9 protein-coding genes are annotated in these 11659 nt (G+C 39.2%); 6 read left to right on the top strand and 3 right to left on the bottom strand.

The window, feature by feature from the left end:
- Positions 1–40 precede the first annotated feature (40 nt).
- The 6 genes from E5355_RS18410 to E5355_RS18385 all read left to right on the top strand — a co-directional run bounded on the left by E5355_RS18410 (position 41) and on the right by E5355_RS18385 (position 8560).
- The gene (locus E5355_RS18410; RefSeq protein ID WP_210434549.1) at positions 41–511 is read left to right on the top strand and encodes a trypsin-like peptidase domain-containing protein; all 471 of its coding nucleotides are present in this window, start codon (positions 41–43) and stop codon (positions 509–511) included.
- A gap of 390 nt (positions 512–901) precedes the next feature.
- Complete coding sequence (locus E5355_RS18405; protein WP_007665838.1) at positions 902–2290, top strand: ATP-binding protein; 1389 nt, start codon at positions 902–904, stop codon at positions 2288–2290.
- Between the two features lie 26 nt (positions 2291–2316).
- A complete protein-coding gene (locus E5355_RS18400) occupies positions 2317–3516 on the top strand; it encodes a hypothetical protein (RefSeq protein ID WP_007665837.1) in 1200 nt (399 codons plus the stop codon).
- A complete protein-coding gene (locus E5355_RS18395; RefSeq protein ID WP_007665836.1) occupies positions 3506–4063 on the top strand; it encodes a condensin complex protein MksE in 558 nt (185 codons plus the stop codon). Before E5355_RS18400 ends, E5355_RS18395 begins: the two co-directional genes overlap by 11 nt.
- A complete protein-coding gene (locus tag E5355_RS18390; RefSeq protein ID WP_044155361.1) occupies positions 4047–7697 on the top strand; it encodes an ATP-binding protein in 3651 nt (1216 codons plus the stop codon). Before E5355_RS18395 ends, E5355_RS18390 begins: the two co-directional genes overlap by 17 nt.
- An 11-nt stretch (positions 7698–7708) precedes the next feature.
- On the top strand, positions 7709–8560 hold the full coding sequence (locus tag E5355_RS18385; protein ID WP_007665834.1) for a DUF7281 domain-containing protein: 852 nt from the start codon (positions 7709–7711) through the stop codon (positions 8558–8560).
- Positions 8561–8763: 203 nt separating this feature from the next.
- Here the strand turns inward: E5355_RS18385 and E5355_RS18380 are convergent, their stop codons facing one another.
- From E5355_RS18380 to E5355_RS18370, 3 genes are read right to left on the bottom strand one after another with little or no spacing between them, the layout of a single operon-like run.
- On the bottom strand, positions 8764–9570 hold the full coding sequence (locus tag E5355_RS18380; protein WP_044155111.1) for a metallophosphoesterase: 807 nt from the start codon (positions 9568–9570) through the stop codon (positions 8764–8766).
- 34 nt (positions 9571–9604) lie between these two features.
- A complete protein-coding gene (rhuM, locus tag E5355_RS18375; protein WP_168354387.1) occupies positions 9605–10990 on the bottom strand; it encodes a RhuM family protein in 1386 nt (461 codons plus the stop codon).
- Positions 10991–11045: 55 nt separating this feature from the next.
- Positions 11046–11540, bottom strand: coding sequence for an STING domain-containing protein (locus E5355_RS18370; protein WP_328515078.1), 495 nt, complete (start codon positions 11538–11540; stop codon positions 11046–11048).
- Positions 11541–11659: the final 119 nt, after the last annotated feature.

The raw sequence follows: 11659 nt of genomic DNA, 5'->3' as shown, positions 1-11659 counted from the left end.
GAAGCAAAGATAATGTAATTTCGACATAGGTGAAATAATTATGAATAACTACTTATCAACAGTTTCTATTATATGTCTGTATTCATGCGCTCATAAATCAGGACATGGTGAAAGGAATGATAAGATTGTAACTTCACAACAGTCACAGTCAGTACTAGTGTCTCCTAATAAAAAAGCAAGGAACGTCACAATATCAGTTGTAAATAATCGTGGTGATAAAAATAAGCTTGATGGTTCTCAAATTTTTTCGAAATATAATACGTCAGTTTTTATGGTGTTTACTTCGGATGGCTACAATATGTACCAAGGTTCTGGATTCTTTATCAACAAAGATGGTTTGGCTGTCAGCAATTATCATGTGTTCAAAGGAACTGGCATTGGTGAGGAAGGGATTAAATTAGCTGGAAGCGATAAGGTGTACAAAGTAGAGGAAGTGATCATGAGCAGTGAAAATGAAGATTTTATTCTATTCCGTGTAGATGTTTCCGATGCAGCATATTTACATCACTGATTATCAGTGACTATTCATTTTAATCGGTACAACCTCTGTTTTTACAAATACACAGAATGTAGGGACAAATGCAAACCGTTGTATTTCATTGCTTTGCATATACGTGTTGTACCGCCTCTTTTCAGCCCTTTTGTGGAATGCCCGCTATCAGATACAAGGTATTGAGTGATAGGGCATTTCCGCAGGTATGTTACAGAACGCTTGTTGTATGCAAAGGTAGTGGTTTTCTTGGAATTTCTGTGGGTTGCAGCAGATTTTTGCACGAAAAAATGTGATTGGCTTGAAAAAATGTATCTATATGTGACTTATTCGTTTGAAAAAGTGTGCTAACTTGAATGTTATTCACTGGAAAAAGTGTAACTTTGCGTATGGAAAGAATATGATTGCGCTATGCTCAAAAGGAAAATAGAAACATATTTAGCTAAATGGAAAGAGTCCAAGGACAGAAAGCCCCTTGTGATAAAAGGTATCCGCCAATGTGGAAAGACATACATTGTCCAGAAGTTCGCAAGAGAGAATTATGAGAGTGTAGTCTATATGAACTTCATACTTGAACCGGATAAGAAGTCCGCTTTTACGGGTAATATAGATGTCGATACCATTATTCTCAACCTATCTGCTTTGATACAAGGTAGTCGTTTCATTGAGGGGAAAACTTGTATTATCCTTGATGAGATTCAGGAGTGCAAGGAAGCAAGGACTGCCTTGAAGTCATTCCATATAGACGGACGTTTCGATGTTATTGCTACGGGTTCTCTTTTGGGAGTGAAAGGCTACGGCAAAAGCAGAAAGAAAAACGAAGAGGAAGGACAAGATTCGGTTCCAGTCGGATATGAAACCGTGATAGATATGTATCCGTTGGACTTTGAGGAATTTCTATGGGCAAATGGAATCGGTAAGGCGGTCATTGATTCTGTCAAATTATGCTTTGAGAGCGAAAAGGTTGTTCCCGATGGAATTCACAAGGCAATGATGGAGTTGCTGTATAGATATGTCGTTGTCGGAGGTCTGCCGGAGGTGGTGAACTGTTTCCTTGAAACCAAGAATATCGAACTTATCTATAAGGCGCAACGCAATCTTATTGCCGAATACGAAGAGGATATGGTTAAATATGCGGATGATGCGGACAAGCCTAACATTCGTGAATGTTTTGAATCTATTCCGAAACAATTAGCCAAAGAGAACAAGAAATTTCAATATTCCATCGTCAAGAAAGGTGGAAGGGCTTCGCAATACATCGGTAGCATCCAATGGTTGGAGGATGCCGGGATAGTCCGTAGATGCTATAACACGCAGATTACAGAACTGCCTTTAGAAGGCAATTCCGTCAAAGAGTGTTTCAAGGTATATACCACTGACATAGGTGTTTTAATGGCAATGCTCGATTATGGAACACAGGCAGATATTTTGAAGGGTAATCTTCTTGGATACAAGGGGGCTATTTTTGAGAATCTGATGGCTGATTTCTTATGCAAGTCCGGGCAAAAACTATACTACTTCCATAAGGATAGCGGGCTTGAACTGGACTTCTTGGTGAGATTCAAAGGAGAATGCGTTATTCTTGAAGTCAAGGCAAAGTCGGGAAAGGCAAAAAGTATGACTACGGTTCTGAAGAACAAGGATGTGTATCATGTCAAGAATGCAATCAAGTTAGGACAATATAATGTAGGACGTGAGGGGGATATACTCACCATTCCGCTTTATATGGGATTCCTTGTTGAAGATAAGCTTACGGATGTTATCATTCCCGATGTTGATTTGAGTTTATTGACAGTTTGATGGCATTAATTATAGAATTTTGAAATATGGATATTCTGACACATTTCAGAAGCATAGAAGAACTGACCAAAACACTCTCGCGTGAGCAAGGTTTGCTGAGTGAGATGTTTGAGAAACGTAAACTAATAAAGTTTCCGTTGGGACTTGCTATAGATCTTGTCGGAGGGAATGAAACCAGATTGAGAAAGTTGGTTGACTATGGCGTATTGGTGGAGACAGGCAATACGCTTGAAATTGAAAGTGACTATCTGAACTTCTTCGAGGAGGTGCTGAATGTAAACGAGGAGATTAGCGTATTGAGTGTGCAGGAATGTATCAACACTTTAAAAGAACATATTGGATATTTTCTGCAAGAGACTAATGTCAATCGCAAAGCCGGATATCAAGACAATGTACGGCAACTTTTAAAGAAGACTGGATTCAGAACGTTGAAGAATGTGGTGGATTTGAAACGTAACATGGATAATGCTTATAAGCAGGAACCCAACTATATTATCAAGAAGAAGAAACTACAGAATCTGGATGAGAAGAGCCATAGCATCCGTGTCATGATCCGTGAATGTGAAAAGTTGATGGACAACGAGCATGCTTTCTTCATTATGGCCAATGATCCGCACATGGCCAAGACCTGTAGCGATGTGAAACATGATTTTGTGGAAGCTTATCACGCACTCATGGAGATTGACCGACAGATTATTTCCTACATCAACCAGATAGACCAGCAGAATCAACTTTATAAAAAGATACGAAAGTTGAAATATCTGCAAGATCAGTTACTTATTAAGACGGATACGAACCTTATGCAGGTATTGGAAGAGAGAAGTCCTCTTTGGACGGAATCCCGCCAATACAACAAGACACGTTTGTCTTTGGAGATGCTACGGGAAAATGAGCAGGTCGTAAAGTTATTGAGACGAATGGCTGAACGCAATGGAATACAGAAAACAACAAGAGCAGAAGCCGAACCTTTGACAGAGGAAGATTTACAAGAGCATATCCAACAACTGGAGGAGGTGGATTCCACGGAAGTATGGAATGCGTTCTTAGCCTCAAGCTATGATCTGTTTAAGTTCATTTTGAGGTATGACTATAAAGTAAAATGTACGATGGAAGACCTAGTAACTCTCTTTTGCCAATTGGTTATCTTACATTCTGACGAATGCAGGATGACAGGAGAATATGCAATTTATCAAGACATCGAATATCCCATAATTTATGCGAAATAATACTCAAAGAATATACGAACGGTTGAGCCGAGGAGAGTTTCTTTCGGTGGACAGCACAGATACCTCCATCCGCCATTTGTATGAAGATATCGAGGAGAATATGGAGGATTATACTGATTACTTCAAGGAAATTGGTCTGCAATTGGAATGCGGCAATGGTTTCTTCTATTTTTCGCGAAAAGGAGAAAGTAAGCAAACCATAGAACAGAAATTGGAAAGCTTTTCAAAATGGCTTGACTATCTGGACTTTTTGAAATGCTATAACCAATCATTTACAGCCGGATATCAGTTCCGTAAAAGTCATTTGATAGAACAGATTAGTCTGGATATAGAACTAAAAGAAAAGGCTAATCATCTATTCAAGAAGTACGGTGCAGGGTCTAATATTGAGATTGTAAACAAACTGCTTCAAGAGATGCAGAATATGGGTTTTGCCGAGTGTATTAGCGAACAAGACGAGACTTATAAGATTACTTCGGCATTTCGCTATGTTGAAGAATTAGTGGAAATCATTCAAATAGTTAATGAAGATGAAGTACCTGAATAAGATTATTTTTATTAATAGTGCTAATATCCCTTATGCTGAGATTTCCGTGGATGGCAATGTACATTTTACAGGAACACAAGGTGTGGGCAAAAGTACTGTGTTGAGGGCATTGCTGTTTTTCTATAATGCCGACAAACACCGTTTAGGTATTCAACAGGGACAGAAGTCGTTTGATGAATTCTATTTTCGCCAGTCAAATTCGTATATACTTTATGAGGTGATGCGTGATAATGGCGCATATACCATATTGGTCAGCAGATACCAAGGACGTGCTTCATGGCGATTTATAGATGCACCCTATCAACGTGAATGGTTCATTACCGAAGACAAGCAGGTGTTGAGTGATTGGGTGAAGATTCGTGAACGTATAGACAAGAATGTAGGGGTTTCTGCAAGAATAGAATCCGGTGTGATGTTCAAAGATATTATCTTCGGCAATACACATGACCATAAATACGCACGTTATTCTTTAGTTCAGAGTTCGCATTATCAGAATATCCCGCGAAGCATTCAAAACGTATTTCTGAATACCAAACTGGATGCAGACTTTGTAAAGAACACGATCATACAATCCATGACAGATGAAGATTTGCCCATTGATTTACAAACCTACAGACGACTTGTTTCAAACTTTGAACGAGAGTATGATGAAATTGATTGCTGGTTCCGTCAAACACGTGACGGCAATTATCCGGTGCGCCAACAGGCATTGAATATTGCCGAACAAGGTCGCAAAATTGTCGCGCTCGACCAACAATTGTCGGATGTATGGCATATGATGAATCATGCGGTAGCATATAGCGAGCAACGGATACCACTATTGGAAGTGGAAGCGGAAGAAGTTAAAACGGCCATAGAAAAGGAACATAGTCGTAAGAAAGAACTTACAACTGACTATGATAAAGAAAAAGACTCGCTCAATCAAGAACTTGGCGCCAAGAAAAGCAAACTGAAAGAAATAGCACAGGCAAGGAAGGATTTCGATGCTCTTGGCATTGAAGACAAACTCTCTCTTTCCGACCGGGAGTCTGCGATCAAGCAAGAAGCGATTAATAAACAAACTCTATTGGATGATTTATTGAAAACGCATGCTTCAATAGAGGAAAAGTACAACATTGCAAAGGCTAAACTGGAGAATGCGCGTCAAGCATTCGAAAATGTTCAAAAAGAGGCATATTATCAAAAACAAGCCATACTCCAGATAGAGCGTAAGAGACTAGAAGAAGACCGTTCCAAGAATAGAAATCAGATTATGGAAGCGTTCGACAATTGGCGACATGAGTCTGATGAGCGTTTACAAGTCTTGTTGGCCGAACAAAACAGGGCTGATAGTGCGTTGAAGGAACTCCGTCATTGGCATCCTATGGCCGATGAAATAAAGCAAACGGATGAACAACTTCAACAGCTGAATTTGAAAGAGAAAGAGAATACCGCACAACAGATAGCGGTAAAAAGCCAGATAACACAGATTATCGCCGAGTATGAGATGAAAGAGGCTGAAATAAAACATGCCTCACAACGTGAGCAGGAACGGCTTGAAGCCGACCGGACACAAATCAGGGAACAAATTGCAAAGATTAATAATTTGCTTACCCATTTAGACGGCTCTTTTTATAAATGGCTTTGCGAGAATACGGAAGGCTGGGAAAACACGATAGGCAAAGTGATTGACGAAGAACGGGTCCTATACGCACAAGGGCTTGAACCTCAGTTTTGTGTTGCATCTGACAACTTGTTCGGGATAAGGTTGAACCTAGACAATATAGCCTCCGTGCATCGTACGCCTGACGAGTATAGATTGGAGAAAAAGAACTTGGAAGAGCAAGTGAAGCAAATAAACCGCCAGCTCATGCAATCGCCTATTACCCTTGAGGAAGAGATATCGAAACTCGGAAAAAAATATGCGACACAACTCAATCCGCTTCGGCAGAATGTAACTTTGTTAAAGGTGGAAGAAGAACAAATACCTGTCAAACGACAAAATCTGCAAAACCATCGGCATAAGCTGGAGATGGAAGAACTGGAACAGATTGCTCAAGAAAAAGAGATCCGTGAACGTTCCTTCAACGAAGCTCTGCTAAACGTGCAATCGGAGAAGGATGTCCGTGAGAAAAATGAAGCAAGGAATAAAAAAGAACTTAAAAACCTTGACTCCTCATTCGGTAAAACCTCAAAAGCACTTGATGAGGAACTGCGCATTTTTAACGAATCACAAAATGCGGAAGCGACCGTGCGTTATAAGGAGTTTGCCGTACAGAAGAAGCAACTCGATGAACAACAGAAAGCAGAACTTGCAGGCAAAGGTGTTGATATGGATTTGCTTGAACAATATCGTAAAGCTTTGAAGGATTTGCAGACATTGTTGGCGAGGATTGAAGAGGAACGTTCTATTGTTATCAGGTATCGCGACGCTGAACAAAACCTTTTTGCCAAGGAGCCGGAAATCAGAAAAACGATTAAGACTATCGAGCAACGACTCTCTATGATACGCCAGCGTTATGAGGATAAACGAACACGCATCGAGAAAAAATGCAGAGAAATGGAAGAGCGTCAGCATATAGTCCTCAAGGAGCTGGCGCACAGAAAAGAGGGGTTGAACTTTTATCATCAAATGGTCGAGAACGAACATTTGGTACCCGACACTTATCTCTCTGATGACAAGACAATGGAGACACATTTGGATTGTCAGCAACTCCTGAGCCAACTTAGAGGTACTGTCAATCAAAAACGCGAGTCAATCGACAAACTTAAAGATATAGTGGTTAGTTTCAATCGCAACTTCAAGCCTCAAAATACTTTCCGTTTCAACACGATGCCTGTGACGGACAATGATTATCTGCAAATTGCCGTTGATTTGCAGGAGTTCATGGACAATAACAAAATCGATGAGTTCCGCCGACGTACCAGCGAGCATTATAAAGACATTTTGGGACGTATCTCAACCGAAATTGGTTCGCTGATGAAACGTAGATCGGATGTGGACGGAGTGATACTTGACATCAATCGTGATTTTGTAGAAAAGAACTTTGCTGGAGTCATCAAGAGCATTGAGCTAAGAGCGAATGAATCCTCAGACAAGCTCATGCAACTGCTTATATCCATTCATGATTATACCGTAGAAAATGCGCTCTCTATCGGTGAACTTAATCTTTTCTCAAGCAATAATCGGGATGAAGTGAACCTCAAGGTCGTGGATTATCTGAAGAGTTTATCTCATCAGTTGCAGAACGAACCGAATCGTTCATCTGTATCATTGAGTGACGCATTCCGCTTACAATTTCGAGTAAAGGAAAACGATAACGACACGAACTGGGTCGAGCGTATTAATAATGTAGGGTCAGATGGTACGGACATTCTTGTGAAGGCAATGGTCAATATCATGCTCATCAACGTCTTTAAGAAAAAGGCAGCCCGAAAGAGTGGTGATTTCATTGTACATTGCATGATGGATGAGATAGGACGCTTGCATCCTAACAATATCAAAGGTATTCTCCAATTTGCCAATTTACGCAATATCTATCTCATCAATAGTTCCCCCACATCCTATAATCCTTACGACTATCGTTATACCTATCTTCTGAGTAAGTATGGAGTGAAGACGAGAGTGGAAAAATTATTGAAACGAATAAAATAGTCGGATACAATATGGCAATAAGTGCGTCTATACAAGCATTGATAGCAGGTGAACAAGTCACAGGTTCAAAACTAAGCAGTAAGTTACGGGATGAACTATTGACCGAGGGTATGCTATTAGTTACCTCCCACGGCTCAAGAAAATCATATCGTGCCCGTGATACTGAAGCTTTAAAAAGATTTCTGATCGATAAGGATGAAAACTATCGCATTCTCGAAGTAAATATCTCAGATTCACGCGCTTCTATGGCGACAGAAACAGGTAACTCCAAACTTGTTATGGTTCGTTCCTGCCCAGGATTCCCTGTAAACAGCTATGAGCCTATTGGGTGTAGGCTTAACGGAGAACCTTTTATGGTAAAACCACAAAAAGGGAGTTTTGTTTTTGTCGCAGAATGGGAGACGTTCACAATACCTAAAGACGTAGTAGTGATAGGTATCGAGAATATGGAAAATTTCAGAATGATTCGCAATCAAAGAGTATTTTTCGAAAAATATCTTCAAGCGCATAAGCTTCCGAAAAAAGCACTCTTTGTGTCCCGCTACCCACAATCAACAGATCTTAGAAGATGGCTATGTACTATTCCCAATCATTATCTTCATTTCGGTGATTTTGATTTAGCAGGTATTGGCATATTTCTCTTTGAATTTCAACAATATTTAGGAGCGGAACGTTCTTCATTTCTAATTCCTTCCGATATTGACTCTCGTTTGAAGTCCGGTTCCGGAAAAAGATACGATGAACAGTATTGTCGTTTTAAGGACATTAAGTCAGATGAGAGTGATTTGCAGCAGTTGATAGATCGTATCCATCATGAACGAAAAGGTTATGACCAAGAAGGATATATTATGTTTGAATATTGATATTGCTCCCTCATCTTTTATTCGTTTTAAAAAGTGTAATAAGTCAGATTTATTCGCTTGAAAAAATGTAATTGCTTCCGTTGTCCACTATGGAAAATATTTGTATGCCCTAATAGGAACACTTATATTCAGGTAACAACTATTATATTCTATCGGGTATAATTCTGTCTATTGCATCATTATTATACCCGAAATGGTATAAATCAATATATTTGACAGAATTCCATAATATCGAGCATCTGATATAGTATTCCATCAATAGCAGAATGCCAACTTTGATGAAAATGCCCATAATACCAATGATTTATCGGATGATTGTTGGTTTTGAGATGGTTTAGAAGCATATCCATCGCTTTTCGTTCAAATTGTATATCCTCAATTAATGAAGGATCGTTCTCAGCCCATTGGTTAAGATTGCTTTTTGAGAATAGTTCGCAATATGAAGGTGCGGTATGTGTGACAACTGTATCAATCAAGAAGTTTGCACGGATGGTATTCAGCTTATCAGAATCGTAAATAGGAGCTTTGTTCTGCCAATATAAATTGCGAGAAATATCATTTTCTTGCGGTTCATTTGAATGAACACGGTATTTGCGTTTATCCCATTCATTTATGCGATAGATACGGTCAATAGAGATAGCTCCACCAACACAAAGGATGGTATGATTACAGGCTTGTAGAATAGTATAATCTGGAATAGCGATGAAGCGTTTGAAGTTGAACATTGCTCCATCGAAATAAGCTGGATTATCATGATTACCTCGCACAAACACAATCCAATTGTTGGCTTGGTTCATTCGCTTGACATTTCGTCTAACCATCTGTTCATAGTACTCTTTCTTTTCGAAGCCAAAGCCACAATCCCCGGCTACAATTAGCAAGGTGTCCGTAAGCTGATATTGGATGCAGAGTTTGAACACCAACTGATTAAAGTCTCCATGAATATCACCAGAGACAATAATTGTCTTGGCTTCGGGAAAAGATAGTGAGAATATGCCGTTATGGTTTATCTTATGTTCCTGTTAATAGTGTTTATAGATAGAATTAATCTTTACCAAACAATCCTTTCTCTTTCCACCTCTTGAGTTCCTTATCAAAATCCGAAAGAAACTCCTTATCTTGAATCAAGCGGAATTTATCATATTCGGCGTATGCCTTTTCTCTTGCTTGCTCGGCGGAAATGGTGCCAGTCTCATTATATTTATCATACTCATATAGAGCTAGGAAATCATCCAATTGCTTTTTCCAATCTGCCATTGTGGAAATGATTTGCCGTTCGGCACGAAGTTCGGCCAAATCAAGGAAAGCGGTTGATAGACGATTGAATGCAGAGACTTCTTTGTCTGATAGGTAATTCTGGGCGATAATTGTATCCGACTTTTGCACTCTGCCGTCAGGAGCGTTTTTCCATGTGGTAAGTCCCATGTGGGGCTTTTGGGCATCTGCTCTTGAATAGATGATTTCGGCTGCCGTTTGATGGGAAGTAGCCCAATACATCATATCTTGCACCATTTTGAAGAATTGTAGGGTAGTCTCAGCCTTAGGATCATAATCGGCACTACATTCGGCATAGACATCGGTGATTTTCTGATAATACCGACGTTCTGAGGCTCGTATCTCTCGGATACGTTCTAATAGGTCGTCAAAATAATCTTTGCCAAAATGTTTGCCCTGTTTCAAGCGTTCATCATCCAATACAAATCCTTTTATGATTATTTCTTTTAGAACCGATGTGGCCCACATCCGAAATTGGCTCGCTTGATAACTGCCCACACGAAAACCAACGGCAATAACCGCATCCAAATTGTAGAACAATGTATCATCGTTCTTGTCATCAAGTTCAGTTGTTCGAATTTTTCGAATAACTGAACTCTCCTCCAATTCTCCGCTCTTGAATATCTCTTTCAGATGGTTATTGATCATATTCGTTTCAACACCAAACAAATCGGCCATTCGCTTTTGCGACATCCAAAATGTTTCATTATAGAAGATGACCTCTATACGACTTTCTCCTTGTTTCGTCTTATATAGCAATATATTGGATGATAAGCTATTGTCGATTAATTCAGGAGTTGATATTTCTTGTTTGAAATATTCTCTTGCCATCTGCACTTGCGGCTTCTTCCCATCGGCATTTTCCGCAATCATCAAACAGGCAATTCGTGAAAGATATATATTTTCTACCTTACAAAAGGAACCGGAATTTAGTTTGCCCATCTCAAACGTAGGATTAAAATGCTCGATAGTGTTACAACCTTTCTTATTGGCTATGCCGATAGCTTTGTTTAGAGTACGATTGAATTTTTGGTATGTGCTATAGCCTAATGCGGTGCACAACTCACGAGAAGTCCAATACTCTAAACCTTTATTATCTTGCTTTTTAATCCGTTCAAAGTCGGATTGAATAGGAGAATTGTTACTTTCTTCCATTATTTCAGCGTATTATTAACATTATAAACTATCGATCATTTAATAGTAACACATGTTATATAGGCTGATTGTTATCATCCACAATTTCAACAATTTCTCTGCAAAAGGCTTCTTGTGAAATTAGCAGACTCAAAACACGTGTGAAGTTATTCAACTCTCTTTCTTCTGTGAGTTGTTGTTCTTGTGTTTTACCTATGTGGCCTACTCTGAAATACATGTCAATTGCCTTGTCAACGCCACTCAGAATAGTTGGCATGTCTGCAATAATTGCTTCGTCCTTAACATTACCTTCTGAGGTGGATTCAACATAAATCGGATAACTACGGTGAACAGTTGTGATTGGACAAGATTCAAAATGTATTTTTCGGAAATATATTGTTGCTTGTCTTTTCATATCAGCATCAAGAGTCCTTGGGATAACTATTCTAATCTTTGCAGATTTGTATATTTTATCCCCAATTTGAATTTTATCACCTTGTCTAATTATCTCATCTGCCAACAATTTGATGAAATTTTCAAAATAGGAAATTGCGATAACAGTAGAAGGCAAAAGCCCCAGATGTCCTAAAGCAACTTTTTCATCAATTTTCTTTTTAAGATTTGACAGTTGTGTTCATTAGTGTCCCATAAAAAATAGGGACTAGTTAAACATTAAATAAATTTGGCCCA

The organism is Bacteroides muris (ex Afrizal et al. 2022) (assembly GCF_004793475.1).
Classification (GTDB): Bacteria; Bacteroidota; Bacteroidia; order Bacteroidales; family Bacteroidaceae; genus Bacteroides; species Bacteroides muris.
Note: the sequence above shows the minus strand (reverse complement) of the source record. Positions and strands in the feature narration are given on the sequence as shown.

What these genes read in the sequence shown, in the direction of transcription:
- E5355_RS18405 (WP_007665838.1), top strand. Translation starts at nt 902, where the DNA reads ATGCTCAAAAGGAAAATAGAAACATATTTAGCTAAATGGAAAGAGTCC.
- E5355_RS18395 (WP_007665836.1), top strand. Translation starts at nt 3,506, where the DNA reads ATGCGAAATAATACTCAAAGAATATACGAACGGTTGAGCCGAGGAGAG.
- E5355_RS18400 (WP_007665837.1), top strand. Translation starts at nt 2,317, where the DNA reads ATGGATATTCTGACACATTTCAGAAGCATAGAAGAACTGACCAAAACA.
- E5355_RS18390 (WP_044155361.1), top strand. Translation starts at nt 4,047, where the DNA reads ATGAAGTACCTGAATAAGATTATTTTTATTAATAGTGCTAATATCCCT.
- E5355_RS18410 (WP_210434549.1), top strand. Translation starts at nt 41, where the DNA reads ATGAATAACTACTTATCAACAGTTTCTATTATATGTCTGTATTCATGC.
- rhuM (WP_168354387.1), bottom strand. Translation starts at nt 10,990, where the DNA reads ATGGAAGAAAGTAACAATTCTCCTATTCAATCCGACTTTGAACGGATT.
- E5355_RS18385 (WP_007665834.1), top strand. Translation starts at nt 7,709, where the DNA reads ATGGCAATAAGTGCGTCTATACAAGCATTGATAGCAGGTGAACAAGTC.